Genomic DNA, 25,913 nt, shown 5'->3' with positions numbered 1-25,913 from the left:
CGGGCTCGCCCTGGCCGGGTGCGGCCCGGAGGCTCAGTCCTCGATGAGGTCCCGCACCTGGACCACCTGATCGCGGCCTGGGCCGACGCCGATCGCCGAGATGCGGCAGCCGGAGAGCTTCTCCAGGGCGCGCACATAGGCCCGAGCGTTCTCCGGCAGGTCCTCGAGCATCCGCGCGCTCGAGATGTCCTCGGTCCAGCCGTCGAAGTGCTCGAAGATCGGCTTCGCGTGGTGGAACTGGGTCTGCGTCATGGGCATGCGGTCGTGGCGCACGCCGTCGACGTCGTAGGCCACGCACACCGGGATCTTCTCGATGCCCGTGAGCACGTCCAGCTTGGTGAGGAAGTAGTCCGTGAACCCGTTGACGCGCGCGGCGTAGTGGGCCAGGACGGCGTCGTACCAGCCGGTGCGGCGCGGGCGCCCGGTGTTCACGCCGAACTCGCCGCCGGTGGTGCGCAGCTGCTCGCCCATCTCGTCGAAGAGCTCGGTGGGGAACGGGCCGGCGCCCACGCGCGTGGTGTACGCCTTCACGATCCCGATGGTCCGCGAGAAGCGGGTCGGCCCGATGCCCGCGCCCACGGACGCGCCGCCCGCCGTCGGGTTGGAGGAGGTGACGAACGGGTAGGTGCCGTGGTCCACGTCCAGGAAGGTGGCCTGGCCGCCCTCCATCAGCACGACCTTGCCCTCGTCCAGGGCGTCGTTGAGCAGGTTCACGGAGTCCACCACCATGGGGCGCAGGCGCTCCGCGTAGCCCAGGAAGTACTCGGCGATCTCGTCCACGGTCACGTCGCGGCGGTTGTAGAGCTTCACCAGGAGCTCGTTCTTCTGCCGCAGGGCGCCCTCGATCTTCTGGCGCAGGATGGACTCGTCGAAGATGTCCTGCACGCGGATGCCGAGGCGGGCCACCTTGTCCATATAGGCCGGGCCGATGCCGCGTCCCGTGGTGCCGATGGCGCGCTTGCCGAGGAAGCGCTCGGTGACCTTGTCCATCGTCTGGTGGTACGGCGCCACGAGGTGCGCGTTCGCCGAGATCAGCAGGTGGTCGCACGAGTGGCCGCGGGCCTCGAGCCCGTCGATCTCCTCGAACAGCGCTTCCAGGTTCACCACCACGCCGTTGCCGATCACGGGCACCGCGTTGGGCGAGAGGATGCCGGCGGGAAGGAGCTTGAGCTCGAACTTCTCGCCGTTCACCACCACCGTGTGGCCGGCGTTGTTGCCGCCGTTGGGCTTGACCACGTAGTCCACGCGGCCGCCCAGCAGATCCGTGGCCTTGCCCTTGCCCTCGTCGCCCCACTGGGCGCCGACGATCGCGATGGCTGGCATTTCTCACTCACTTCTGGCTCGCGGGCAGATACCCCCGGAGTCTAACAGTGGGCCAGGACACGGCCCCGGGGGCGACCGCGCCTCAGCGGCACCTCCGCTGAACGGCACCGCTGTCATGTCGCTGGAGCGCGGACGGTTCAGGCGTTCGCCGGGGCGTCCGTGCCTGCACCGCGGCGGCGCAGCTCGGGCTTGGGCGCGGCAGGGCCGCCCGCCGCCGGGTCCGCGATGTCCGGCGTCGGCTCGTCCGGGATCACGACGTCGGCGCCCGCCTCCGCGGTCGGCTCGCCCTCTCCTCCGCACCCGCCGGAGCCGCAGCAGCCGCCGGAGGAGGAGGCGGCGGCGTCGTCCGCCCCCGGGGCCGCGGCCGTGTCTGCGCCGAGCACGGTGTAGCCGGCGTCGGCGATCATGGCGAGGTCCGCCTCGGCGTCCTGGCCCTCGGAGGTGAGGTAGTCGCCGAGGAAGATCGAGTTCGCCACCTGCAAGCCGACCGGCTGCAGGGAACGCAGGTGCATCTCGCGGCCGCCGGCGATCCGCAGCTCCTTGTCCGGGCAGGCCAGGCGGACCATGGCCAGGATGCGGAGGCACTCGAGCGGCGTGAGCTGCTGGTGGCCCTGCAGCGGGGTGCCGTCGAAGGGCATGAGGAAGTTGACAGGGATGGAGTCGGAATCCAGGTCGCGGAGCGCGAGGACGGCCTCGACGAGCTGCTCGTGCGTCTCTCCCATGCCCGCGATCAGGCCGCTGCAGGAGGACAGGCCGGCGGCGCCGGCACGCTGCACGGTGTCCACGCGCTGCTCGTAGGTGTGGGAGGTGCAGATGGACTCGTAGTGGGACTCGGCCGTGTTGAGGTTGTGGTTGTAGGCGTCGACGCCGGCGTCCTTAAGCTTCTCGGCCTGGCCGTCCTTGAGGAAGCCGAGGCACGCGCACACCTCGACGTCCGGGTGCTGGGCCTTGAGGTCGCCGACCATGCCGGCCACGCGGTCGACGTCACGGTCCGTGGGGCCGGTGCCGGAGGCCACCATGCACACGCGCGAGGCGCCGCCGGCGATGCCCAGGCCCGCCTGGCGGACGGCCTCCTCCGGCTTGAGCCACGTGTAGCGCAGGATCTCGGCCTCGGTGCCGAGCCGCTGGGAGCAGTAGGTGCAGTTCTCCGGGCAGAGGCCGGTCTTGAGGCTGACCAGGTAGTTGACCTTGACGGTGCGGCCGAAGTGCTTCTCGCGCAGGCGCGAGGCCGCCGCGACGATGCGGAACGTGTCCGCGTCCGGGGCGTCCAGCACAGCGACGGCCTCGTCAGCGGTGAGGCGGTGGCCCGCCCCGATGCGGTCCACGAGGGCCTCGGGGTCGAGGGCGGCGGCGGGGCGGGGGTCGACGGCGGGGGCGTCCTGGGTGGCGGTCATGCGGGCCTCTCCGGTGGGCGGGGCTCGGCCCCGGGTGGGTCTGACCCGACGGACTCTAACAGTGTTCATTGAACAGCGTTCAGGAGCGCGGGACCACGACCCTGACGTCAGCGAGTGCGCCGGTCCAGAGGGACCGGCTCGGGCCGGGGCTGCTCCTCGAGCGTCGTCGTCGCCGCGAGGATGCCGTGGGCGGCAGCAGCGAACATCGCCCCGAGGGCCGTGACGGCCACCAGCTGTCGAGATGCAGCGAAGATTTCAAAAACGCGCCAATTTGATTCATACACGTTCTAGCGCCTCACCTCTTGACAGCACAGGAGAAGGGACTCTTACCGCCGGGGCTTCCCTGGCTGAATCAAGGAACTCCCGACAGCATGCTCACCGCCTTATCGTGGGCCCATGGGAGAAGTCGTGTACCTTGCGGATAGATCGGACCAGCACCGGCAGCTGCTGTGGCGGGAAGCGATCGGCCATGTCGTTCAGCAGGAGCGGCACACGCGACGAGAGCGGCTCACAGACGTGGGCGAGCGGGCCGGTATCGCTCCGCAGTACCTCTCTGAACTCGAGCGCGGCCTCAAAGATCCGTCCTCCGAGGTGCTTCACGCGGTCTCTGACGCCCTCGAAACTCCTGTCCACGAGATTGCCCGCCGCGCAGCGTCCGTACTCGACAGGACGGACCGTCTCGGACCCGCGGTCCTGGCTATGGCAGCCTGACGCCGCTCACAGCAGATTCGCCCCACATCGACGCGTCCGCCCGACACACTGAGGACATGCACATCCTCCTCCTCGGCGGCACCGGCTTCCTCGGCCGGGCACTCGCCCGCGCCGCGCTCGACGACGGCCACGCCGTCACGTGCCTCGCCCGCGGGTCAGCCCCCGCCGCGTCCGGTGTCACCTTCATCCGCGCCGATCGGGACGATCCCGACGCCCTCGCCCCGGTCGCCGCTCAGACCTGGGACGCCGTCGTCGACCTGACATCCCATCCGGCCCACGCCCGCGACGCCATCACGGAGCTCACCACCCGCCACCGCCTCTTCGTCTCGACCACGAGCGTCTACGCCTCGTTCGACACACCCGGTCAGGACGAGGACGCCCCCCTGGCACCGCCCGCGGACATCGACCTGATGACCGAGATGAACCAGTACCCCGGGGTCAAGCGCCGCTGCGAAGACATCTACCGAGGCGCGGATGGGCAGGTCACCGTGATCCGCCCCGGGCTGATCGGCGGCGCTGGCGACGACACCGGACGGTCCGGCTACTACCCCTGGCGATTCGCACACCCGACGGGGACCGACGTGCTGGTGCCCGATGCGACGTTCCCCGTCTCCCTCATCGACGTGGCAGACCTGGCCGCGTGGATTCTGCATTGCATGGAACACACGGTCACCGGCACGTTCAACGCCGCCGGTCAGACCCACACCTTGGCAGACCTCTACCGGGCGAGCATCGAGGTCACCGGGTCGGCCGCTCAGCCGCGTGTGATCCCCGACGACGTCCTACTGTCCCAGGGCATCGCCCCGTGGGCGGGGCCGTCCTCGCTGCCCCTCTGGATTCCGCTGCCGGGGTTCCGTCACGTCGGCAGCGTCGACTCCTCGGCGGCCCTGGCCCACGGGCTGGTCCGCCGCCCGCTGCGCGAAACCCTCGCGGCCGCCCTGGCCACCGAGGAGGCGCGCACGACGGAGCGCCCCGTGGGGCTGTCCGACCAGGAGGAAACCGCCCTGCGCGCCGCCCTCAGCCCCACCAGCGGCTAAGGGGCCCGGTTTCACGATGACCGAGATCCGCCCACTTCTGCGCCGAGTTCACAGCGAGCCGTGTGGATTCTTCGCTGCATCTCGACAGCAACGAGCTATCCAATGCTGAAGAGCTGCAGCCGGCCTACACGCGTGCTGGGGACGGACGTTCCGTCACCTGGAACACGAGCGCTGACGGGTACCGATTGCCCACCGAGGCCGAGTGGGAGTACGCCTGCCGCGCCGGAACGACCTCGCCCACCTACGGGCCGCTTGAAGACATCGCCTGGACCGGCCTCGACCACCTCGAGGGCCCCCAGCCCGTCGGCATGAAGAAAGCCAACCCGTACGGTCTGCACGACATGCTCGGCAACATCTGGGAATGGTGCTGGGACTACGCCAGCCCCGCCCGCTACGGCGACTACCGCAGTCTGCGCGGGGGTGGCTGGGCGGATGAGCCCTGGAGCGTGCGCGCCTCAGTGCGCCGGGGCAGCGCCCCGAACGCCGTCCTGGAGGACGTGGGACTCCGCCTTGCCCGGGGTCCGGTCGGCAGCCCGGGGCAAGCTCAGGGCTGGTCCCACGAGGCAGACAGGCGACGAGCCGCCATCCGCGGGCCGCTTCCCGTGGGGTGGACACCCTTGCGGGAGATCTTCGCCTGAGAAGGGAACCGCCCAGCCTCATTCGGCGGAACGGAGCCGATCCGTCGGCAACAACAACATCACCGTCGCGGTGAGATCCAGCGCCTTGGCCACCGCCCTGTCATCGAGTTGCGGCGCCACTGTGACGGACTCTCGTGAGAACTCCTGGATGTCCACGGGCACCCATGCGTCACCCTCGGTGCGAAGCAGCCACTGTTCGCCCAACGCCTGCAAACCGATGGTGTCAAGCAGTTCTTCGGCCTCGGTCAACTCCATGGGTTCACCGCATCGCCGACGCAGGAGGTCGTAGGGGATGAAGAGGCCGTCGTCGGTCATCTCGATGTACCCGACGTGCTCGCGGTCATCAGCGCGGAGGTGATCGAAAATAGTGGTCACGGTGACAGCCTAGAGTTGTCGACTCGATACCCCAGCCTGCTCCCCGCCCCAACACGGCAGGGGCGTCCGGCCAGGCTCCCTCACACACCGGATCCCGCCCCCTCCCCGAACGGTTCACGGCGAGTCGCGTGCAGTCTTTGCCGCATCTCGACATATGCTGCATACCGCGACACGCCGTAGAGCGCTTGACACCCGTGGCGGTGGAACCCTGACCGCTCGCCATGAACCGAGTGGATCCGCCTGCTGAGACGCGAGGCGAGGGGAATAGTGCGGGCGGCGATCAACGTGTCCGGTCAGTACAGCTAGGTGTGATGTCCAGGGAGGTTGTTGAGCCTGGTGGCAGGCACGGCGCCGATCGCGGAGTGGACGCGATGATGATTGTAGAAGTGCAGCCATCCAGGCAACGCGGCCCTGCGCTCCGTCTCTGAGCTGTAGAACCGGGCGTAGGCCCACCCGTCAGCGAGCGTGCGATGGAACCGCTCAATCTTCCCGTTCGTCTGCGGCCGGTAGGGCCGAGTCCGCTTGGGCTTGATCCCGAGCTCGGTGCAGGCATCACGCCAGGCATGCGAGCGGTAGGCCGAGCCGTTGTCCGAGAGCACCCGCTCCACCTCCACGCCCAGGCGCGCGAAGTGGGCGACCGCGCGGCGCAACACCGCGATGGCCGTCTGGCTGCGTTCATCGGAGTGCATCTCGACATAGGCGAAGCGGGAGTGATCATCGATCACGGTGTGCAGAAAGCCCACCCCGAGCCGGGGCTGGTATCGGGCATCACGGGTTCCTTCACGGTCTGCGGTCGCCGCGCGGTGCTTCAGGCCCTGCTGGCGCCCGACGAATCGGTGTCCGCCCCCGTCGGGGATGCGCCCGAACTTGGTGACGTCGACGTGGATCAGCGAGCCGGGGTGGGGGTGCTCGTAGCGGCGGATCGGCTCGCCGGTGACCCGGTCCAGACGGGCGAGGCGGTTGATCCGGCAGCGCACGAGCACGGCATGGACGGTGGAGGCCGGCATCCTGAGTTCTCCGGCGATCTGTGCCGGCCCCAGGCGTCGGCGCCATCGGGCGGCCACGATCTGTTTCACCACCGCCTGCGGTGTTCTGGTCGGCATCGTGGACGGCCGGCTGGACCGGTCTGCCATCCCTGCAGGTCCCTCGGCCCGGAAGCGTGTGGCCCATTTGCGTGCGGTGGGTGGGGAGACCATGAACATCTTGGCCGCGGTGGCGACCGGCCAGTGTTCCTCGACGATGAGCTTGGCCAGGCGTAGGCGGGCGCGAGGGGTCAGGGCGGCGTTAGCGTGGGACATGAAGGCCTTCTGTTCGCGTGAGCGGTTTCTCGACAACTCCACTCTCGCAACAGGAGGCCTTCGCCTGTCAGCTGTTCACGCAACAACGTCCCTGGACATCACAGCTAGGCCGACAGTTACCACGCCGGCCAGCCGACGCAGGATGGATCCTCACGCCCGCACCACTCGCCGAACAAGACCAGCCAAGCCACGACGATGCGGTGCATCCAGCAGCGTCTCCGCCTCGGGGAGGAACCCGTGCAGCTCGCATGTCGACGGGGGATCGCCCCATCGACGGCTCACCGGGTCCTGGCCGACGCGCGCCTCAACCGGCTCTCCCATGTCGACCGAGCCACCGGGAAACCTGTTCCACGCTGCGAACACGACCACCCCGGCGCGATGCTCCACGTCGACGTGAAGAAGCTCGGCAACATCCCCGACGGCGGCCGGCGCTACATCAGCCGGCGCCAGAGGGCGAAGAACCGGGCAGCCACACCGGACAAGCCCAGGAATAAGTACAGCGAGCCGTCGATGGGCAGGGCCTAAGTCCGCATCGTCATCGATGACCACGCCGGCTTCGCCTACGCCGAGATCCACGACGACAAAACCGCACAGACCGCGACCGCGGCAATGATGCACGATGCGGGGTCGACTTTCACTGCCACGGCCAGCCTCCCGGCTGCTGCCCCCCCCGGGTCGTTTCGCCGGTGCCCTCTGATGAAGCCGGCGGCCCACGCACGTCCGCTCAGTTGTGGCCAGATACCGGCCACAAGCCTCTCTAGCGTCGGAACCATGAGCACACCTGAGATCCGCTCTTACACGTTGCATATCCCTGACACCGAGCTTGCTGACCTCCGCCGACGTCTGGAGCAGACCCGCTGGCCCGACGAGCGCCCAGATGCCGGCTGGTCCGATGGTCTCCCGCTGAATCATGCCCAGGAGCTTGCCGAGTACTGGCGCACCGGCTTCGATTGGCGCGCCCAGGAGACCCGACTCAACGGCACGCCCCAGTTCCTCACGAAGATCCAGAGCGAGGACATCCATTTCTTCCACCTGCGCTCGTCCCACGCTGATGCCACCCCTCTCCTGCTGGTCCATGGGTGGCCAAGCGGGCCTACGGACTTCCTCGGCTTGGCTCCGCTGCTGACTGAACCGGATAACGGCCCGGCTTTCCACCTGGTCATCCCCACCATTCCAGGCTTCGGCATCCCCGGCCCGATCAACGGATGGACGCTCAGCCGAGCGGCCGGCGCCTTCGCTGAGCTGATGAGCCGCCTGGGCTACTCCCGCTTCGCCGCCCACGGCTATGACACCGGTGCGGGTGTGGTCCGCGATCTTGGGCTGCAGTACCCGGACCGGGTCGTCGGTGTTCACACCACGGGCATGCTCGGCGGGGAGGGGCTCACCGAGAAGACCGCGGACATGTCGGATCCGGAGGAGGCTCGGGCTGTCGCCGATGGCTACCGCTATACCTATGACATCGGCGCCTACGCCATGCTCCAGTCCACCCGCCCGCAGTCCCTGGCCTACGCACTCACAGACTCCCCCGTGGGCCTGATGTCCTGGCTGGTCGAACGGTTCCACGACTGGTCCCGGATCGGGGGAGGGCCCGACGAGGTGTTGGACCGCGACGAGGTGCTCACCGTCGTCTCGCTGTACTGGTTCTTCCGTACCGCCGGCTCCTCCGCCCGGTACTACAAGTACGGCCTGCCCGACTGGTCCGAACCACTGGCCCCGTCCACCGCGCCCACCGGGATCCTGGTGATGCCCGACGACATCGGCCGACCGGTCCGACGCCTGGCAGAGAAGTCAGACCGGGTTCTGCGGTGGAGCGTTGCAGACCGAGGCGGCCACTTCGCCGCGTGGGAGCAGCCGCACGTGGTCGCCGACGACCTCCGCGCCTTCTTCGCGAACCTGGGCTGAGTCGCTGATCAGACGTCCTCTGTCGCACCCCGGAGACGCAGCGACCAGGTCCGTGCGGCCTGCCTTGCTTCCTCCGGGGTGTCGACGGTGAAGTCCGCATGGAGGGTCACCAGCACGAACAGCGCCCAGTCCAGGTCGTCGGCTGGCATGGTCACCTCGCACCGATCCGGCCCCACGGAAATGACGTCGGCCGCGGTCTTGAGCTGGCGAGCAACCTGGCCTGCGGGCGCCTGCACCGTCGCCGTCACCTGGAATGTCCGACGTGCAGCGGTCAGCTGTCGTTCCAGATAGTCGACGGGGTCTGTGTAGGGCAGGGGCCGGTGGCGGAAGATCCGCCCGGTGCCCTGGGCTGTCGTGATGCGGTCGAGGCGGAACAGGCGCCAGTCCTGACGTAGCCCGTCATGGGCTACCAGGTAGAGTCGGCGGTTGTGCGTCAGGATCGCATGCGGTTCGATGCCACGCGTCGTCTGGTTGCCGTCGCGGTCGCCGTAGGCGATCTCCAGCTCGGCGCCGTCGCGCACGGCGGTAGCCAGACGGCTCAGTACGGCCACATCGATGTCCGCCCGAGCCCCCACTGAGCTCGCGGAGCTCAGGTGCTGCATCGATCCGGCACGACGGCGGGCGCCCGTCGACAACGCCCCCAGGACCTTCTCCAGAACGGACTGCGCCTGCTGTGAAAGGCCGGCAGTGGTGGAGGCGGCGAACTCTCTCAACGCCCAGGCCAGAATCACGCCTTCGTCCGAAGTCACGGGCAGTGGAGGCAGCGCCGCACCGGGATCGAGACGGTACCCCCCACCAGTACCGGGCATCGTTACGATCGGATAGCCGAGATCCTGCAACGCAGTGATGTCCCGCCGGAGGGTTCGCCCGCTCACTTCGAGCCGCTGAGCCAGCTCGGTGCCGGACCAGGACGGCCGGGAGCCGAGCAGCGCCAACAGCTCGAGGACACGAGCATTAGTCATCACAGGCCTAGGGTACTTCCCCGGGGAAGCATACGACCGGAGCGGACCTTCACGCGCCGACCAGCCTAGAGGGAGAACCAAACTACCCAACTGACCTCTGAGCTTCAGAGAACCCGACACGGGAGTCATCGTTAGAGGGGACTGCTACACCTCAGAGGCCGAACGCCGGGGCGAGCGGGACGGCTGGCTGCACTACTACAACCACCACCGGCCGCATACATCCTGCGGTAACCAGCCGCCGTTCTCATGATTGATCAACGTCCCCGAGCAGTACAACTAGGGCGCGTCGTATAGCGACTTCATGGAAGCCATGCCTGCAGCGTTCGGGCTGACCACCGGCCGCCTCGTCGAGCCGGAAGAAGTGGCCGCCCTCATCACCTTCCTGGTTTCACCCGTCACGGCCGGACTGGTTGGTGCTGAGGTCGTCATCGACTCCGGCGCTTCCAAGGCCGTCTAGCCGAGACGATCAGACACGCTGATCGACGGAGCTGGCGTTTCGACGGAGACGATCCGTTCGAGCCGACTGCTTTCATCGCACGAGTGGCCTCAACGCTTCCAGAGCCGGTCTGCCACGACTTTGCGCAGGCGGGTGGCTCCGGGCCTGACTGTGCAATGTTCAAGGCGCGTCGTGTGCAAAGTACGGCGCATCTCGACACCTGTGGGCCTATCGTTGTGGATGTGATCACCTGTGTCGTCCACTACACCATCGACCCCGACCAGATCGCGGCCTTTGAACAGTTCGCCCGTGCTTGGATGCGGCTTGTCGACGAACACGGCGGCACCCACCACGGGTACTACCTACCCGCGGAAGGCGCGAGTGACCGTGCGGAAGCCCTGTTCAGCTTCCCCAGCCTGGCTGCCTACGAGCAGTACCGCACCTTGTTCGGCACCCACCCGGACTTCATCGCCGCTGACCGGATTCGAGACGAGTCCGGGTGCGTCCTGCGGTACGAGCGCACCTTCATGCGGCCGCTCCTACCCCAGGGACACTGAAAGGGACTCCGGCAGCACGCTCGGCACAACCCACAACGCCGCAGGTCAGCGCGTACAGATGGGTGTACCCCACCCCACGCAAGTGGGAACCCCCTCAGATGCACACTTTTCACCACCGCGCATCTAGGGATATTCCTACTCGCACACTTGAGAGCTCAGGCCAGGCGGGTCATCGTCGATCGACGGGCAGTCCTAGCGGTGTAGCAAAAACCTTCGTTTGAGCTACACGGCGGCGCTGCGGCCGCTCACGCCTCAGAAAAATGTGCTGGTCCGAGGGGAGGCCTGATCAGTAGGCTCGCCGTTATGCCAAGACCTGAGGGGTTCGATTACGTCGAACGAGCTGGTGAAGTGATCATTACGCATCGCGGCAAGCAGGCGACGGTCTTGCGGGGCGTCAGAGCGGCTTCCTTCTTAGAGGACGTCGAAGCGGGCGACCCCCAGGAGTTCATGGCGCGCCTGACAGGCAACTACCGCAGAGGAAATGAGCGTCAAGCGCGTCAACACCCTCGAAACCGATCCCGTTGAGGTGCCAAGTCAGGGCTTTGGCGATCCCTGACACGTGCGTAAACGGTCGTTTGGGTCAGATGCGAAAAGTGCCACAAGACTCGTCACCACCGCCCGCTTCAACCCGGGGGACGCGTTCTGAAAGCCCCCTCTTACCGCCGGCCAGGCTGGGCCCACTCCTTCATTTTTGCCGAGAGGCCCTCAAGCTGACGTTCCCACCAGTCCAGGTCGGCCTGACAGCCCCCCGCCTCCGAACGCGGACGCAACGTGACCTGAGCCTGGAACTCCTGGGACCCTTCCACCTCCACCACCCGCAGGCGGAGCCACCCCACTTTGGGGGAATACTCCGGGAACAACGTCAACGAAAAGCATCGGTCCGGCCACGCCGGCCGGCCGCGGCCGAAGTCTTCGGCTACGAGACCGACCTCCTGGAAGTTGAGGTCCTCGTACCGGTGCGGCTCCGAGGCATAGGCCCCCTGCACCTTAAACGTCTCCCCCGGCCCGCCCCACGACAATCCGACACAGGGCAACCGAAGACGTTCCACACTCCACGGCCACATCATGGACCTCAGGCACTCCTGCCCCAAGATGGAGTCCCCCTGCACACATACGCTGACCGACTGCTCATCCCCGCACATGTGTCTCACGCTAGCCAGGAAGCAAGTGCCGGAGAAGGCGCCGGCGCGCCGTTCCGCACCCAGTCGGCGCAATCGGTCGTTTGTGGCGAACCGGTGCTGCAGGGGTGGGGCGCCGCGTTGCGGCCGCCGCACCCTCGCCACGTGACTCGCCACAAGCAACGCGCCAGAACGGGATGAGGTTCTACGTTTTTGGCTGACCCTCCGCCTTCGGGAGGCGCAGGTAGTCGCGTACGCATTTTTCGCACGGTTCGGATTCCGCGTCTTCTACGAAAAGTTCGCCGCGAGCCGTGCGCAGTCTTCGTTGCATCTCGACAACGGCCGCAGCCCGCTCGATCCTCGCCTGCTCCACCGCGTCCAGGGCGGCACGATAGGCCGCGCCCTTCTCGCAGCAGCCCCCGAGGCAGCAGTCCTCATCGAGGTCGAAGTCTGCCGGGTCCGGGAGCGCGGGCTCCGGATGCAGGCCGTTGACGTCGGTGGGGTCCGGTGCGGCGGTCATGGGGCGGTCCTCACGGGGTTCGGTCGGGTCGGGCGCACCCGAGCAACGGCGGGTGCCACCGGAGGCGGCGACGCCGCCGAGCTCATCCTGCCATCAAGGTGGCGGGTGCGGGGGCGGCGCCGGCACTCCACCCCGGGCGATGCGTCACCGCCCCTCCGTGAGCCCCCGCCGCCAGAGCCGCCTCCAGAGCGCGGGCCGCCTCCGCCAGGCGGCCCTCAGGAGACGAGTGCAGGATGACCACTCGAAGGATTCGCACGACACCGGCCGTCGACCGTCGGACGACGGGCGCCGTTCACGTTCCCGCCCCGGCCCCTGTCTAAGCTGACCCCGTGTCGACCGACGTCGATCTCCAGCGCCCCCGCCCTCCCGCTCCTCGGCCACCCTGGTGGAGGTGGCCCGAGCGCGCGGGCGAGCGTGTCTCGTACCCACCCGCGCCGCCGTCGTCCCCCACCGGCGCGCCCCGCCGCGGCCAGCTCCTCTCCCGCCCCTCCCAGCCCGGCCTGACCCCCTACTGGGCGGCCGTGCTCGGGCAGGAGTGGACGGGCGAGCGGATCGAGGCCATCCAGCGGGCGGTGCGCGAGGACTACCGGCCGCGGTGACGGGGTCGCCCGTCCCGCCAGGCTCCAACGTCAGCCCAGTCGGCCGCCCGACTCGTCCAGGTAGCACGCCGCGCACAGCGACTCGTAGGTGACCTCGACGCCGTCGATGGCCACCTGGTCCCCCTCGAACACGAAGCGCCCGGCGCCCGTGGCGGCGTCCACCACCTTGCGGGTGTTGAAGACGGCCTTGCGCCCGCAGCGGCAGATGGTCTTGAGCTCCTCGAGGGAGTGCGCCACCTCCAGCAGGCGGGCGGAGCCGGGGAACGAGTGCGTGCGGAAGTCCGTGCGGATGCCGTAGGCCATCACCGGCACGCCCTCCAGCACCGCGATGCGCAGGAGGTCGTCCACCTGGCGCGGCTCGAGGAACTGCGCCTCGTCCACGAGCAGGCACGCCACGGGCGCCGCGTCCACGTGGTCCAGGAGCGCGTCCGGGTCGTCGCCGGCGGCGTGCCGGCGGAACAGCTCCACGACGTCGGCGCCCGACGGGATCACGAAGTCCACCGGGCTCGAGACGCCCAGGCGGGAGAGGATCCGTGCGTCGCCCTTCGTGTCGACCGCCGGCTTCGCCAGCAGCACGCGCTGGCCGCGCTCCTGGTAGTTGAAGGCCGCCTGCAGCAGTCCCGTGGACTTGCCGGAGTTCATCGCCCCGTAGCGGAAGTAGAGCTTGGCCACGTCGTCGTCGGCGTCCCTGGAGTGCCTCACGCCGGCCTCAGGCCCGCGCGGCCCCGCCCTGCTGGGAGGCCTCGATCTGCTCGGCGGCCGTGGGGTCCGAGTCGCGCAGGAAGGTGCGGATGCGCTCGACCTCCTCGGACTCGCCGATGCCGGCGGCCGCGCGGCCGAGGGAGTACAGGCTCAGGAGGAAGCCGCGGTTCGGCTCATGGCTCCACGGCACGGGGCCCGCGCCGCGCCAGCCGGCCTTGCGCAGAGCGTCCAGGCCGCGGTGGTAGCCCACGCGGGCATACGCGTAGGAGTCCACGGCACGGCCCTCGCTCCAGGCATCCTCGGCCATGAGCGCCCACACGAGGGAGGAGGTGGGGGCCACGGGCACGATGTCCTCCGGGAGGTCGCCCGCCTCGAGCCGGGCGAGCACCTCCGGCTCCTCCGGCAGCCGCGTGGCCGCGGGCTCCATCAGGTTGCGGCCGATCAGGGACTCGGACATGCGGTGCTCCTCTTCCTCGGGTGCCTCGGGCGTTCCGCGTGGGGTCACCGTGCGGAGCGGTCTCGCCCGCGAGTCTATCCAGCGGTCCGGTACCGTAGGGCGAGCATCCGGCCGGGAGGCATCTCTCCGCGCGCCCGGCCCGCGATGCCGTCGAAGGAGCCCACGCCATGTCCTACCCCGAGTCCCCGCGTCGCCGCGCCGCCGCGGCCGCCGGCACCGCCGCCCTCGCGCTCGTCCTGGCCGGCTGTGCCGCGGGCGGAGAGTCGGGCGGCACCACCCCGTCGCCCAGCCCCACGGCGTCCGCGTCCGCCACCGGCGCCGCCTCCACCGCGGACCCCACCCCCACGGACCCGGCCGCCGCCGCCGCGTCCCGCGTGGCCGCCGCCAGGGCTTCGGCCGCCGCGGAGGGGACGCGCCGCCCCGAGCCCCGCGAGGCCCTGCAGACCGTGGGCCCCGGCATCAAGGACGGCGCCGCCTCCGGCGGCTGGCAGTCTGTGGCCGCCGCGAAGAACAACACCGTCTCCGTCATGAACTGCACGCGGGACGTGCTGGACCAGCGGACCATGGACGCCGTCGCCACCCACATCCCGAATCCGTCGGCCATCGGCTTCGTGGACCAGTACGCCTCGCGCGACGCCACCCACGAGTTCCTGTCCTGCGTCTACCAGGGCGACTCGAAGCGCAGCACCGGCATGCCCGTGGTCACCGTGAGCTACCAGCACAACCTCGACGGCGAGCGCCTCGACTGGTGCCGGCCCGAGCCCGCCGCCGTGGCCGACGAGTACTCCTTCGACGAGGCCTCAGGCAAGGGCCTGCTCGCGCTGCTGCGTCCGGGCATGGTGGGCGGCCAGGACGGCGCACCCCTGCTTCCCCAGCGCACCGGGTGGGCCTGCACCGAGGACGGCACCGAGATGGTCTCCGTCATCTTCGGCGCCATGGAGGGCTACGGCGACGCCAACGACGGCCTCACCCAGGTGGAGGACTCCCCCGTCGCCCAGAGCACGACCGTGGTCACCCAGGCCCGCGACCACCTCGCGGACACCGTGCTGAAGGACCCCTCGCACTACCGCGAGATCATCCAGAAGAGCTCCCCGTTCTTCCTGGACGCGCAGATGGACGAGGAGTCCCTCCAGGCGGCCCGCGCGCTGCCCACCGGGCGGATCCCCGAGGACCAGCTCACGGACCAGTCCACGATCGACCGCCCCGAGGGCGCCCCGGGCCCCGTGGCCCCGGGCCAGCCGCCCCGCCCGTTCCAGGGTGCGGCGGCCGCCGCCGCGGCCTCCTCGAGTGCGGCCGCCGCCGCGGAGAGCGCCGCCTCGCCCTCGGCCACCCCCGCTGAGGGGACGGGGGATCCCTCCGCGGAGCCCGCCGCCTCCACGGCCGCCTCGCCGGCACAGTCCCCCAGCATCCCGGACTGAGCCTGAGACCCGGGGGCACCCCGCCCCGGTTGCCCCGCCCTCACCGACGACGCCGGCCGACCGCCTCCTTCGGGAGGCGGCCGGCCGGCGTCGTCGGCGGCGGTGCGGGTCAGCCGATGGTGCGTCCCGCGGCGCCGAGGTTCTGCGCGGCCAGGGCCACGCGCTCGGCCATGGCGGTCTCGGCCTTGGCGCCCCACACGCGGGGGTCGTACATCTTCTTGTCGCCCACCTCGCCGTCCACCTTGAGCACGCCGGCGTAGTTCTCGAGCATGTGGCCCACCACGGGGCGGGTGAACGCGTACTGGGTGTCCGTGTCCACGTTCATCTTCACCACGCCGAAGGAGACGGCGTCCGCGATCTCCTGCTCGGAGGAGCCGGAGCCGCCGTGGAACACGAGGTCGAACGGGCGCTGCTTCCCGAACTTCTTGCCCACCGCGGTCTGGATCTCCTCGAGGATCTCCGGGCGCAGCTTCACGCCGCCCGGCTTGTACACGCCGTGCACGTTGCCGAAGGTCAGCGCGGTGAGGTAGCGGCCGTCCTCCCCGGTGCCGAGGGCCTCCACCGTCGCGATGCCGTCCTCGATGGTGGTGTAGAGCTTGTCGTTGATCTCATGGGCCACGCCGTCCTCCTCGCCGCCCACGACGCCGATCTCGACCTCGAGGATCTGACGGTTGGCGCGGGTGCGGGCCAGGAGCTCCTTCGCGATGCGCAGGTTCTCCTCGAGGGTCTCGGCGGAGCCGTCCCACATGTGGGAGTTGAAGAGCGGGTCCCGGCCGGCCTTGACCTCGGCCTCGGAGGCGTCCAGGAGCGGGCGGACGAAGCCGTCCAGCTTGTCCTTGGGGCAGTGGTCCGTGTGCAGCGCGATGTTCACGCTGTACTTCTTGGCAACCTCGCGGGCGAACGCGGCCATGGCGAGCGAGCCGGTGACCATGTCCTTCACGGAGGAGCCGGAGAAGTAGGCGGCGCCGCCGGTGGAGACCTGGATGATGCCGTCCGACTCGGCCTCGGCGAAGCCGCGGATGGCGGCGTTGAGGGTCTGGGAGCTGGTGACGTTGATGGCCGGGTAGGCGAAGGGGCCGTTCTTGGCGGCGTCGATCATCTCGGCGTACTTGTCCGGGGAGGCGATGGGCATGCTTCTCAAGCTCCTCATGTCGCGGGGCGGCGGATCGTTCTGCTCGTCATCGTAACGGGGCGGGTGCAGGCGCGGTCAGGGCTGGACGACGATGCCCTGCGCCCCGGTAGCGTCGGCGGCGGACCACCCGTCACCCCGCCGCCACGAAGGAGCCGCCATGCGCGCCGAACAGGTCACCGATCCCCTCTGCTACCACGGCGAGGGCCCCGTGTGGGCCGAGAGCTGGGGCACCGCCTCCGAGGGCCTGGCCGCCGGCGGTGGGCTGCGCTGGGTGGACATGCTCGCGGGGGACGTGCTGTCCCTGCGAGCGGACGGCGGCGTGGAGCGCACCCACGTGGGCGACGTCGCCGCGGCCCTGCGCCCGCGCGTCGGGGGCGGCGCCGTGATCGGCGTGGAGCGGGGCTTCGCCCTCATGTCTCCGGACGGGGAGCTGACCACGCTGCCCGAGCTGTGGCCCGAGGCCGACGGGATCCGCATGAACGAGGGCGGCTGCGATCCGGACGGCCGCTTCCACTGCGGCACCATGGCCTACGCCAAGACCCCCGGTGCCGCGACCCTCTACCGACTCTCCCCCGGGCCCGAGGGCGGCGCGGGCGACGTGGACGCGGTGCTCACCGGCGCGACGACGTCGAACGGCCTGGAGTGGAGCCCGGACGGCTCGCTCGCCTACTACGACGACACGCCCACCCGGCAGGTGGCGGTGTTCGACTACTCCCGCGAGGAAGGCCTGACGAACCGCCGCGTGCTCACCGACGTGCTGGACGGCGAGGGCAAGCCGGACGGTCTCACCGTGGACGCCGAGGGCGGGATCTGGGTGGCCGTGATCAGCCACGGGCAGATCCACCGCTACACGCCCGAGGGGAGGCTCGACGAGGTGGTGGAGGTGCCCGTGCAGAAGACCACGGCGTGCACCTTCGGCGGCGAGGACCTGGGCACCCTCTACATCACCACGTCGTGGGAGAACATGGAGCAGGGCGAGGACCCGCTGGCCGGCGCCCTGTTCGCCGTCCGCCCGGGGGTGACGGGCCTGCCGGCCCGCCCCTTCGCCGGCTGACTCCCCGCACCCCGCCGTCGTGCACGAGACGGGAGCCATTCGCCCCGCCGTCGTGCACGAGACGGGACGCGACCCCCATCACGACGACGGCGCCGGGCCCCCGTGCTGGCGGATCCAGCCGTGCATCGCGATGCCGGCGGCCACGCCCGCGTTGATCGAGCGGGTGGAGCCGTACTGGGCGATCGAGAGGACCGCCTCGCTCGCCGCCCGCACCTCCTCCGAGAGCCCGGGGCCCTCCTGGCCGAACACGAGCACGCACGATCGCGGGAAGTCGAACGTCTCAAGCGGCACGGACTCCGGGAAGAGGTCCACCCCGATCACGGGCAGCCCCTGACCCGCGGCCCACCCCGTGAACTCCTCCACGGACGCGTGGTGGTGCACGTGGAGGTACCGGTCCGTCACCATGGCCCCGCGCCGGTTCCAGCGGCGCCGGCCGATGACGTGCACGCCCGCAGCGTTGAACGCGTTCGCGGTGCGCACCACCGTGCCGATGTTCAGGTCGTGCTGCCAGTTCTCGATGGCCACGTGGAACGGATGCCGCCGGGCATCCAGCTCGGCCACGATCGCCTCGAGCCGCCAGTACCGGTAGCGGTCCAGGACGTTGCGGCGGTCGCCGCCGGCCAGCAGCTCCGGGTCGAGGCGCGCGTCGTCGGGCCACGGCCCCTCCCACGGGGGCACGCCCACGGCGCGCTCGGCATCCGGTCCCTCTCCGTCCCGGCCCCCGTCCCCGGGAACGGCGGAGGAGACCGGCGCACCCGAGGAGACGGGCGCGCCGGGGCGAGCGCCGCCGTCGTCATGCTGCCGGGGCGCGCTCAGCGGCGGCCGGCCTTGCGGTCCACGAGGGCCCACGAGCCGAGCGCGGACGCTCCGGCCACGGAGAGCACCGCGGGCCACGCGCCGATCCTCTTCGCGAGCGGGTGGGAGGCGCCGAAGCCGCCGAGGTACAGCGCGGAGAGGGCCCCGGCGACGACGGGGCCGCCCTTGGCCAGCCAGGTGCGGCCCGCGTGGCCGCCGGCCGCGGCGAGCACCACGCCGCCGAGCGGTCGGATGCCGGTCTCGCGGGCGGTCAGGTAGCCGCCGACCAGCCCGAGGGCCGCGATCGGGGCGGTGGTGACGGCGTCGGCGGGGAGGAGGGTCTTGCCGTCGCGGACGACGGGACGGCTCTGCTGCTTGCTCATGGCTCCACCGTACGCCGCCGCGCCCCGCTCGCCGGGGCAGAATGTCCCGGTGACCACCATCGACAACGCCGTCTACGTGGACGGCAAGCGCGTCCACACGCCGACCAGCCTCGACGACACCTGGGAGTCCTGCGAGCGGGAGGGGGGCATGGCGTGGCTCGGGCTCTACCGGCCGAGCGAGGCCGAGCTGCAGGCGGTGGCGACCGAGCTGCACCTCCATGAGCTGGCGGTCGAGGACGCCGTCAACGGCGGCGAGCGGGCGAAGCTCGACCACTACGGGGACGGCTGGTTCATGGTCCTGCACCCCGCGCGCTACGACGACCAGAAGGAGCTCGTGGTCATCGGCGAGCTCTCGGTCTTCACCGGGGAGAACTTCGTGGTGACCGTCCGCCACTCGGACGAGCCCGACCTGGCGGGCATCCGCGCTGCCCTGGAGGAGCACCCGGACCGGCTGGCCCTCGGGCCCTGGCAGGTCTCCTTCGAGATCCTGGACCGCGTGGTGGACGACTACTTCCCGGTGATGGACGGCCTCGAGACGGACGTGGACCAGATCGAGGACCAGCTCTTCCGCCGGAACAGGGGCGTGTCACGGCGCATCTACAAGCTCTCGCGCCAGGTGATCCACGTGCAGCGCGCCATCAAGGAGCTGCCCGCCATGGTGCAGCAGATGCAGCGGTCCGTGGAGAGCGCCACGGGCGCGAAGCTGGACGGCTCCCACGCCGCCCACGTGGATGACGACGCGGCCGTGGAGACCCTGCGCCGCCTGCGCGACGTGCACGACCACGTGGTCCACCTCAACGACAAGGCCGCGTCCCTGCGCACCGTCCTGGAGAACGCGCTCGCCCTGGACTCGACCCTCGCGAGCAAACGGCTGGCGGAGCAGTCGATCGCGCAGAACGAGCAGACGAAGAAGATCTCCTCGTGGGCGGCCATCATCTTCGCCCCGCAGCTCATCGGGTCCATCTACGGCATGAACTTCGACCACATGCCGGAGCTGCACTGGTTCTGGGGCTACCCCTTCGCCCTCGCGCTCATGCTGGCGGTGGCGGTCACGCTCTACGTGCTGTTCAAGCGCAACGACTGGCTCTGACCCCCGCGTTTCGCTAGGGATATCGTCGCCTCCTGGCCAACCTGCTGGGATGGAGGCGACGATTTCCCTCACGAAAGTGACGGGGTCAGTGGAGGCCGAGCTCGTCCTTGTCGAAGGCGTACAGGTAGGGGACCCCGGCCTCCTCGGCCACGCGCTCGGCGGCACCGGTGGCGCGGTCCACGATCACGGCCACGGCCTGCACGTCACCGCCGGCGCGACGCACGCCCTCCACCGCGGTGAGCGCGGAGCCGCCGGTGGTGGAGGTGTCCTCCAGCACGACGACGCGGCGCCCGTCCACGCCCGGGCCCTCGACCTGGCGGCCCATGCCGTAGGACTTCTGCGCCTTGCGGACCACGAACGCGTCGAGCGCGCGGCCCTGGGCCCCGGCGGCGTGCATCATCGCGGTGGCCACGGGGTCGGCGCCCATGGTGAGGCCGCCCATCGTCTCGTACTCGATCCCGGCGTCCTCGAGCAGGCGCAGCATCACGCGGCCGATCAGCGGGGCCGCCTCGTGGTGCAGCGTGACGCGGCGCAGGTCCACGTAGTAGTCCGCCTCCTTGCCGGAGGAGAGCGTCACCCGGCCGTGCACCACGGCGAGCTCGGTGATGAGCTGCTTGAGTCGCTCGCGATCCTGCTCGGGGGTGGGGTCGGCGGTCTGGGTCTGCGCGTCGGTCATGCGCCCAGCCTAATCGCGGCCGATCGCGCCCATCTCGGCCGACGGGCTCCGGCCGGGTTCTTCCAGGCGACCCCGTGGTTGCCTGGCAGAACTGTGCCCGGCCGCGGCAGGGGGCGCCGCCCCCTGCCGCTCCCGCGCCCCGCTGGCTACGCTCGGGGCCATGACGGACCAGGCGAACGACACGACCCACCAGCACCCCTCCGGCCTCCCCCTCTCCCATTGGCTCACGGTGACGGAGGCCCTGATCGCGGCCCAGGTGGCCCAGTCCCTCGAGGAGCACGGGCTCACCCGCGCGCAGTGGCAGGTCCTCAACGTCCTCTCCACCGCACCGCGGACCACCGCCGAGCTCACGGGTGGGTTCGAGGAGGAGCAGCGCGCCGCCGTCGCCGGCCAGCTCGAGGAGCTCGTGGAGTCCGGATGGGTGGTGTACGAGGGCGAGCTGTACTCCCTCACCCAGACCGGCCGGTCCGCGGGCGACCGGGTGGCGGCCGCCGTGACCGCCCTGCGCGAGCGCGCGACGGAGGGCCTGCCCGCCGAGCACTACGACGTCACCCTGCGCACGCTGCGGCAGGTGGCCCGCAACCTCGGCCACCCGGAGGCCTGAGCCGAGGCCTCCCCGGGGACGCCAGGGCCGGGACGCACCCGGGGACGCCGCCGTAGGGTGTCCCGCATGCGTGAACTCCAGCAGCAGATCATCGACGAGATGGGCGTGAAGCCCGAGATCGACCCGGCCGCCGAGGTCGAGGCCCGCGTGCAGTTCCTCGTGGACTACCTCGAGGCCACCGGCGCGTCCGGCTACGTGCTGGGCATCTCCGGCGGCGTGGACTCCACGGCCGCCGGCCGACTGGCCCAGCTCGCGGTGGAGCGCCGCCGCGCGCAGCTGGGCGTCGCGGACGCGGTCGTGGAGGGCCGCGCGCAGCCCGCCCTCGGGGCCCCGACCCGCGAGGCGCCCCAGTTCACCGGCGTGCGCCTGCCCCACAAGGTGCAGCACGACGAGGCCGACGCCCAGGCGGCCCTGGACTTCGTGGACGCCGACCGCGAGGTGACGATCAACATCGGCGACGCCACCGACGGCCTCGCGGCGGCCTTCGCCGCGGGCGTCGGCGAGGAGATCTCCGACTTCGACAAGGGCAACGTGAAGGCCCGCCTGCGCATGACCGCGCAGTACGCCGTGGCCGGCGCGCACGGGCAGCTGGTGATCGGCACGGACCAGGGCGCGGAGTCCACCACGGGCTTCTTCACCAAGTTCGGCGACGGCGGTGCGGACATCCTGCCGCTGTTCGGCCTCGACAAGCGCCAGGTGCGGGCCCTCGCGAAGGAGATGGGCGCCCCCGAGCACCTGTGGGACAAGGTCCCCACCGCGGACCTGCTGGACGGCAAGCCGGGCCAGACGGACGAGACCGAGCTGGGCATGAGCTACGAGCACATCGACGACTACCTCGAGGGACGGGAGATCCCCGAGGAGGTCGCCGAGCGGCTCGAGGGCATCTGGCTGCGCTCCCGCCACAAGCGGACGACGCCGGTGACCATCCACGACGACTGGTGGCGCTGACCCCTTCGTTAGGCTGGCCGGGTGAAGATCGCGACCTGGAACGTCAACTCCCTCCGTGCCCGCGCCGACCGCGTCGAGGCCTTCCTCGAGCGCCAGGACATCGACGTCCTGGCGATCCAGGAGACCAAGTGCAAGGACGAGAACTTCCCGTGGGAGCTCTTCGAGCGTGCCGGCTACGAGGTGGCCCACAACGGGATCTCGCAGTGGAACGGCGTGGCCATCGCCTCCCGCGTGGGCCTCACGGACGTGCAGCGCGGCTTCCCCGGCCAGCCGCACTTCGGCAAGGGGGGCAAGGACCCGGCCGAGGAGTCCCGCGCGATCGGCGCGACGGTGGGCACCGAGGCGCGCGACGGCGTCGCACCCGTCCGCCTGTGGAGCCTCTACGTGCCCAACGGGCGCGGCCTGCAGGACGAGCACATGCCCTACAAGCTGGAGTGGCTGCGGGTGCTGCGCGAGCACGCCGCCGAGCGCCTCGCCGCGGACCCCCAGACGCGCCTGGCCCTCACCGGCGACTGGAACATCGCCCCGCAGGACGAGGACGTGTGGGACATCGACCTGTTCGTGGACGAGGGCTACACGCACGTCTCCCCGCCCGAGCGCGCCGCGTTCCACGCGTTCGAGGAGGCCGGCCTCCAGGACGTGGTGCGCCCCCGCCACCCCGGACCCGGGGTGTACACCTACTGGGACTACACGGGCCTGGCCTTCCCCAAGAAGAAGGGCATGCGCATCGACTTCCAGCTGTGCTCCCCCGCGCTCGCCGAGACGGTCACGGACGCCTTCATCGACCGTGAGGAGCGCAAGGGCAAGGGTGCCTCGGACCACGCGCCCGTCGTCGTCGAGCTGGGCTGAGCCGCCGGCATGCCGCACCGTGGCACCGCGCACCTGCGCGTCTTCCAGCCGCTCACCGCGTACCCGGACGCGGTGCAGGCACGGCTGATCGCCGGGACGCACCGCTCCCGCGTCGAGGTCGAGGCCGAGGCGGACGAGCGGGCGCGGCAGCGCCTGGTGCGCCGCGCCGCGGACCCGTTCCCCGAGCCCGGCGAGGACGAGCTCGTGCGCGTGGTGACGGACTCCCACGGCTCCGCGTTCTACTGCCCGGACGAGCTCGGACTGCGCGCGGAGATGGCGGCCGCCCTGCTCGAGGGCGCCATGACGCCGTCCGCGTTCGAGGCCGCGATCCCGGCGGCGGCCCGCGCCATGAACCGCGGCCGCGCGCTCGTGCAGCTCGAGGACGAGTGGGGGCTCTCCCCGGACCCGGACGAGCCGCACGGCGAGGGCGGCCACCACCGCGTGCAGACGCGCACCGCCACGTGGGGCGTGCCGCACGGCTGGCTCGCGGCGTTCGACCCGGAGGAGCCCGTGCAGCGGCTCGTGGACGGGGAGACGGTGGCCTGCCGGCGGGCGCGCGTGACGGTCGCCCGGGAGCGGTGCGCGCACGCGGCCGCGGTGCTCGTCCGGCACGCCCCGGAGTCCGAGCTCCTCGGCGAGCTGACGGTGATGGGCGAGTGGCTGGGCTCCTTCCACCCGGACTCCGTGCTCGAGCTGGACTACGGAGCACTCACGTCGCACGTCTGGCCGGACGACTCCGTGTACGACCTCTGGACGCTGCTCGACGCGCTCGAGGAGGGCGATGCCGCGACCGGCGGCGTGGCCCAGGAGCGGCTCAACCGGCGTTGGGCGGCCGTCGGGATGCTGGCCCGGGCGAACTGAGCACTCAGGGCCTTGGAACGAGGTGTCATGAATTGTTGGTATCCGGGCCGGATACCAACATTTCGTGACACCTCGACGGCGTGAGGGGGGCGGGCGTGGGTGTCGCGGCGGGCAGCTCAGCCCCGCGGCATGCGGGAGAGGAACGGCGCGGGGTCCAGCGGCGGGCGGTGCGAGGAGGCGAGCTTCGCTGTGAAGGCCGGGTCGACGTCCCCCACGTACAGCCAGCCCAGGAGCAGCTCGTCCTCGCCCAGGCCGTGCGCCGCGCGCACCTCTCCGGCGTTCGTGTGCGGACCGGAGCGCCACATCACGCCCCACCCGGCCTGCCACAGCGCGAGCTCGAGCAGGTGCGCGGCGCCCGCGGCCGTGGCGTCCTGCTCCCACGGCGGCACCGCCGGGTGCTCCGTCCGGCTCGCGACGACGGCGATCAGCAGCTCCGCCCGGAACGGCTTGGGGTTCACCTCGCCCGTCGCGCGGGTGACGCCCGCGGCGGCGTCGAGGGCGTCGGCGAGCACGCGCCGGTCCTCCCCGCGCAGCAGGATCAGGCGCCAGGGCCGCAGCGCCTTGTGGTCCGCCACCGGGGTGACGGCGGCCAGCAGGCGGGCGACCTCCTCGTCGGACGGGGTCTGCGGGCCCACCTTGGAGACGGACCGGCGCGAGGCCATGGCCTGCAGGACGGGGTCGTCGAAGTGCTTCATCCGCCCATTGTGGCCGCTAGCGTGGACGCAGTGAGCACCACGGAGAGGATCTACTCGTGCCTGGTCACCCGCAGCCCCGAGGCCGAGGCGAGGCTCCCGGAGCAGGTCCGCCGCGACGTCCCGGCCAACGGCCTGCGCCTCGTGGGCGCGAACACCCTGCAGTCCTCGGGCGACCAGATCGTCAACGCCTCCACCGTCCTGCCGTGGCTGTTCGCGGCGCTCGGCGTCCCGCCCGCGCTCACGGGCCTGCTCAAGCCGATCCGCGAGTCCCTCTCCATGCTCCCGCAGGCGTTCCTCACCCCACTCGTGCTGCGCACGCGGCGGCGCAAGCGCGTCTTCGCCCTCGGCGCGCTCGTGCAGGCGGGATCCGTCGCCGCGATGGCCGCCACCGCCGCACTCGGGACGGGGCTGGCGGCCGGCGTGCTGATCCTGGCGGCCCTGGCCGTCTTCTCCCTGGGGCGCTGCCTGTGCTCGATCTCCTCCAAGGACGTGCAGGGCCGCGTGGTGCCCCCGGGCGAGCGCGGGCAGATCACCGGGCTGGCGACGACGGCGTCCGGGCTGGTGGCGATCACCCTCGGGCTGGGCATCCGCGGGCTCGGCGGAGGCTCCCTCGACGCCGGGGCCCTCGCGGGGCTCCTGACGGTCGGGGCGGCGCTGTGGGTCGCGGTCGCCGGGGTCTCCCTGACCCTGCGCGAGCCCGCCGAGGACCCCGAGGAGGGTGGGAAGGAGGCCGTCGACGACGGCGGGGACGACGGACCCCTCGCCCGCCGCTCCTGGGCCCTGCTGCGCGAGGACCGGGACTTCCGCCACTTCGTCACCGTGCGCTCCCTGCTGCTGGTCTCCTCGCTGAGTCCGCCGTTCATCGTGATGCTGGCCCTCGACGCCGGCACGGACGCGCTCGCCGGCCTCGGCGGCTTCGTGATCGCCTCGGGGGTGGCCTCGCTGGTCGGCGGCCGCCTCTTCGGCCGGTTCGCGGACCGCTCCAGCCGGCTGCTCATGGCGGTGACGGCGGCGATCGCGTCGGCGGTGATCGTCGTCGTCGTGGTGCTGGCGGCCCTGCCGGCGTTCCGGGGCGGGAGCGGGGCGGGCGGCGTGCTGCTGGTGAGCGCCTACTTCCTGCTCACGCTCGCGCACACGGGCGTGCGCGTCGGCCGCAAGACGTACCTCATGGACATGGCCTCCGGGGACACGCGCACCGTCTACACGGCGGTGTCCAACACCGCGATGGGCGTGATCCTGCTGGTGGTGGGCGCCGTCAGCGCCGCCCTGGCCGCCGCGAGCGCGACGTGGGCGCTCCTCCTCCTCGCCGCGCTCGGGGCCGCGGGCGTCGTCGCGGGCCTGCGCCTGCCGGAGGTCTCGAGGGGCTGAGACCGACCCGC

General features: G+C 70.9%; 28 protein-coding genes and 3 pseudogenes. 17 read left to right on the top strand and 14 right to left on the bottom strand.

Going from position 1 to position 25,913, the window contains the following annotated elements; genetic code table 11:
- Positions 1-33: 33 nt before the first annotated feature.
- From LG274_RS09385 to LG274_RS09375, 3 genes are all read right to left on the bottom strand, one after another.
- A complete protein-coding gene (locus LG274_RS09385) occupies positions 34-1,323 on the bottom strand; it encodes an adenylosuccinate synthase (protein ID WP_404464106.1) in 1,290 nt (429 codons plus the stop codon).
- A 137-nt stretch (positions 1,324-1,460) separates the two neighbouring features.
- Positions 1,461-2,717, bottom strand: a complete 1,257-nt coding sequence (bioB, locus tag LG274_RS09380) for a biotin synthase BioB (protein WP_404464104.1) — start codon at positions 2,715-2,717, stop codon at positions 1,461-1,463.
- Positions 2,718-2,824: 107 nt separating this feature from the next.
- Positions 2,825-3,001, bottom strand: coding sequence for a hypothetical protein (locus LG274_RS09375; RefSeq protein ID WP_404464102.1), 177 nt, complete (start codon positions 2,999-3,001; stop codon positions 2,825-2,827).
- A gap of 112 nt (positions 3,002-3,113) precedes the next feature.
- Here LG274_RS09375 and LG274_RS09370 point away from each other — a divergent pair, with 112 nt between their 5' ends.
- From LG274_RS09370 to LG274_RS09360, 3 genes and pseudogenes are all read left to right on the top strand, one after another.
- Entirely contained in the window at positions 3,114-3,428 is a 315-nt protein-coding gene (locus LG274_RS09370) for a helix-turn-helix domain-containing protein (RefSeq protein ID WP_404464100.1), read from the top strand.
- A gap of 56 nt (positions 3,429-3,484) precedes the next feature.
- The gene (locus LG274_RS09365; RefSeq protein WP_404464098.1) at positions 3,485-4,465 is read left to right on the top strand and encodes an NAD-dependent epimerase/dehydratase family protein; all 981 of its coding nucleotides are present in this window, start codon (positions 3,485-3,487) and stop codon (positions 4,463-4,465) included.
- Positions 4,466-4,554: 89 nt separating this feature from the next.
- Positions 4,555-5,103, top strand: a pseudogene (locus tag LG274_RS09360) (formylglycine-generating enzyme family protein); the annotation flags it as partial.
- Between the two features lie 18 nt (positions 5,104-5,121).
- Here LG274_RS09360 and LG274_RS09355 read toward each other — a convergent pair.
- A complete protein-coding gene (locus LG274_RS09355) occupies positions 5,122-5,478 on the bottom strand; it encodes a serine/threonine protein phosphatase (protein ID WP_404464096.1) in 357 nt (118 codons plus the stop codon).
- Positions 5,479-5,780: 302 nt separating this feature from the next.
- Positions 5,781-6,776 (bottom strand): IS481 family transposase, encoded by a 996-nt coding sequence (locus LG274_RS09350; protein WP_404464094.1) that lies wholly within the window; start codon positions 6,774-6,776, stop codon positions 5,781-5,783.
- A gap of 108 nt (positions 6,777-6,884) precedes the next feature.
- On the opposite strand from LG274_RS09350, the pseudogene LG274_RS09345 reads away from it, so the two are divergent.
- Both LG274_RS09345 and LG274_RS09340 read left to right on the top strand, forming a co-directional pair.
- Positions 6,885-7,388 (top strand): annotated as a pseudogene (locus tag LG274_RS09345) (IS481 family transposase); the annotation flags it as partial.
- Positions 7,389-7,547: 159 nt separating this feature from the next.
- Positions 7,548-8,678 carry an epoxide hydrolase family protein gene (locus LG274_RS09340; RefSeq protein WP_404466061.1) on the top strand — a complete coding sequence of 377 codons (1,131 nt, stop codon included), beginning with the start codon at positions 7,548-7,550 and terminating at the stop codon, positions 8,676-8,678.
- A gap of 8 nt (positions 8,679-8,686) precedes the next feature.
- Here the strand turns inward: LG274_RS09340 and LG274_RS09335 are convergent, their stop codons facing one another.
- Entirely contained in the window at positions 8,687-9,640 is a 954-nt protein-coding gene (locus LG274_RS09335) for a helix-turn-helix transcriptional regulator (protein ID WP_404466059.1), read from the bottom strand.
- Positions 9,641-9,782: 142 nt separating this feature from the next.
- Here LG274_RS09335 and LG274_RS09330 point away from each other — a divergent pair.
- From LG274_RS09330 to LG274_RS09320, 3 genes and pseudogenes are all read left to right on the top strand, one after another.
- A pseudogene (locus tag LG274_RS09330) lies at positions 9,783-9,890 on the top strand (integrase core domain-containing protein); the annotation flags it as partial.
- Between the two features lie 51 nt (positions 9,891-9,941).
- Positions 9,942-10,097, top strand: coding sequence for an SDR family oxidoreductase (locus LG274_RS09325; RefSeq protein ID WP_404464092.1), 156 nt, complete (start codon positions 9,942-9,944; stop codon positions 10,095-10,097).
- Positions 10,098-10,252: 155 nt separating this feature from the next.
- Positions 10,253-10,633 carry an NIPSNAP family protein gene (locus LG274_RS09320; RefSeq protein ID WP_404464090.1) on the top strand — a complete coding sequence of 127 codons (381 nt, stop codon included), beginning with the start codon at positions 10,253-10,255 and terminating at the stop codon, positions 10,631-10,633.
- A gap of 1,323 nt (positions 10,634-11,956) precedes the next feature.
- Here the strand turns inward: LG274_RS09320 and LG274_RS09315 are convergent.
- Complete coding sequence (locus LG274_RS09315; RefSeq protein WP_404464088.1) at positions 11,957-12,271, bottom strand: hypothetical protein; 315 nt, start codon at positions 12,269-12,271, stop codon at positions 11,957-11,959.
- 329 nt (positions 12,272-12,600) lie between these two features.
- Here LG274_RS09315 and LG274_RS09310 point away from each other — a divergent pair, with 329 nt between their 5' ends.
- Complete coding sequence (locus tag LG274_RS09310; RefSeq protein WP_404464086.1) at positions 12,601-12,870, top strand: hypothetical protein; 270 nt, start codon at positions 12,601-12,603, stop codon at positions 12,868-12,870.
- 30 nt (positions 12,871-12,900) lie between these two features.
- On the opposite strand, the gene LG274_RS09305 is transcribed toward LG274_RS09310, so the two are convergent.
- Both LG274_RS09305 and LG274_RS09300 read right to left on the bottom strand, forming a co-directional pair.
- Positions 12,901-13,542 (bottom strand): thymidine kinase, encoded by a 642-nt coding sequence (locus LG274_RS09305; protein WP_248116424.1) that lies wholly within the window; start codon positions 13,540-13,542, stop codon positions 12,901-12,903.
- Positions 13,543-13,579: 37 nt separating this feature from the next.
- Positions 13,580-14,029: a DUF3151 domain-containing protein gene (locus LG274_RS09300; protein ID WP_248116422.1), complete on the bottom strand. Its 450-nt coding sequence runs from the start codon at positions 14,027-14,029 to the stop codon at positions 13,580-13,582.
- A 167-nt stretch (positions 14,030-14,196) separates the two neighbouring features.
- On the opposite strand from LG274_RS09300, the gene LG274_RS09295 reads away from it, so the two are divergent.
- Complete coding sequence (locus LG274_RS09295) at positions 14,197-15,447, top strand: hypothetical protein (protein ID WP_298710541.1); 1,251 nt, start codon at positions 14,197-14,199, stop codon at positions 15,445-15,447.
- 109 nt (positions 15,448-15,556) lie between these two features.
- Here LG274_RS09295 and fbaA read toward each other — a convergent pair whose 3' ends face one another.
- Positions 15,557-16,579 (bottom strand): class II fructose-bisphosphate aldolase, encoded by a 1,023-nt coding sequence (gene fbaA, locus LG274_RS09290; protein WP_404464084.1) that lies wholly within the window; start codon positions 16,577-16,579, stop codon positions 15,557-15,559.
- A gap of 157 nt (positions 16,580-16,736) precedes the next feature.
- Between fbaA and LG274_RS09285 the strand changes: the two genes are divergently transcribed.
- A complete protein-coding gene (locus LG274_RS09285) occupies positions 16,737-17,633 on the top strand; it encodes an SMP-30/gluconolactonase/LRE family protein (RefSeq protein WP_404464082.1) in 897 nt (298 codons plus the stop codon).
- 78 nt (positions 17,634-17,711) lie between these two features.
- Here the strand turns inward: LG274_RS09285 and LG274_RS09280 are convergent, their stop codons facing one another.
- Both LG274_RS09280 and LG274_RS09275 read right to left on the bottom strand, forming a co-directional pair.
- Positions 17,712-18,449: a TrmH family RNA methyltransferase gene (locus tag LG274_RS09280; RefSeq protein ID WP_404466057.1), complete on the bottom strand. Its 738-nt coding sequence runs from the start codon at positions 18,447-18,449 to the stop codon at positions 17,712-17,714.
- Complete coding sequence (locus LG274_RS09275) at positions 18,446-18,811, bottom strand: hypothetical protein (protein WP_404464080.1); 366 nt, start codon at positions 18,809-18,811, stop codon at positions 18,446-18,448. Before LG274_RS09275 ends, LG274_RS09280 begins: the two co-directional genes overlap by 4 nt.
- Positions 18,812-18,860: 49 nt before the next feature.
- Between LG274_RS09275 and LG274_RS09270 the strand changes: the two genes are divergently transcribed.
- A complete protein-coding gene (locus LG274_RS09270; protein WP_298710550.1) occupies positions 18,861-19,901 on the top strand; it encodes a magnesium and cobalt transport protein CorA in 1,041 nt (346 codons plus the stop codon).
- An 85-nt stretch (positions 19,902-19,986) separates the two neighbouring features.
- On the opposite strand, the gene pyrE is transcribed toward LG274_RS09270, so the two are convergent.
- Positions 19,987-20,577 (bottom strand): orotate phosphoribosyltransferase, encoded by a 591-nt coding sequence (gene pyrE, locus LG274_RS09265; RefSeq protein WP_298710554.1) that lies wholly within the window; start codon positions 20,575-20,577, stop codon positions 19,987-19,989.
- 160 nt (positions 20,578-20,737) lie between these two features.
- Between pyrE and LG274_RS09260 the strand changes: the two genes are divergently transcribed.
- From LG274_RS09260 to LG274_RS09245, 4 genes are all read left to right on the top strand, one after another.
- Positions 20,738-21,181: a MarR family winged helix-turn-helix transcriptional regulator gene (locus LG274_RS09260; protein ID WP_248117912.1), complete on the top strand. Its 444-nt coding sequence runs from the start codon at positions 20,738-20,740 to the stop codon at positions 21,179-21,181.
- Between the two features lie 66 nt (positions 21,182-21,247).
- Positions 21,248-22,129: an ammonia-dependent NAD(+) synthetase gene (nadE, locus tag LG274_RS09255; RefSeq protein ID WP_404464076.1), complete on the top strand. Its 882-nt coding sequence runs from the start codon at positions 21,248-21,250 to the stop codon at positions 22,127-22,129.
- Positions 22,130-22,150: 21 nt separating this feature from the next.
- On the top strand, positions 22,151-22,978 hold the full coding sequence (locus tag LG274_RS09250; RefSeq protein ID WP_298986398.1) for an exodeoxyribonuclease III: 828 nt from the start codon (positions 22,151-22,153) through the stop codon (positions 22,976-22,978).
- Between the two features lie 9 nt (positions 22,979-22,987).
- Positions 22,988-23,839, top strand: coding sequence for a hypothetical protein (locus LG274_RS09245; RefSeq protein ID WP_298710566.1), 852 nt, complete (start codon positions 22,988-22,990; stop codon positions 23,837-23,839).
- Between the two features lie 116 nt (positions 23,840-23,955).
- On the opposite strand, the gene LG274_RS09240 is transcribed toward LG274_RS09245, so the two are convergent.
- Positions 23,956-24,534, bottom strand: a complete 579-nt coding sequence (locus tag LG274_RS09240; RefSeq protein WP_404464073.1) for a nitroreductase family protein — start codon at positions 24,532-24,534, stop codon at positions 23,956-23,958.
- A 30-nt stretch (positions 24,535-24,564) separates the two neighbouring features.
- Here LG274_RS09240 and LG274_RS09235 point away from each other — a divergent pair, with 30 nt between their 5' ends.
- Positions 24,565-25,902, top strand: a complete 1,338-nt coding sequence (locus tag LG274_RS09235) for an MFS transporter (RefSeq protein ID WP_404464071.1) — start codon at positions 24,565-24,567, stop codon at positions 25,900-25,902.
- The last annotated feature ends 11 nt before the right edge of the window (positions 25,903-25,913 follow it).

It is taken from the genome of Micrococcus antarcticus, from assembly GCF_044872765.1.
In the GTDB taxonomy this organism is placed as follows: domain Bacteria; phylum Actinomycetota; class Actinomycetes; order Actinomycetales; family Micrococcaceae; genus Micrococcus.
The sequence above is the reverse complement of the archived record's forward strand: the minus strand, read 5'-3'. Positions and strand labels throughout refer to the sequence as shown.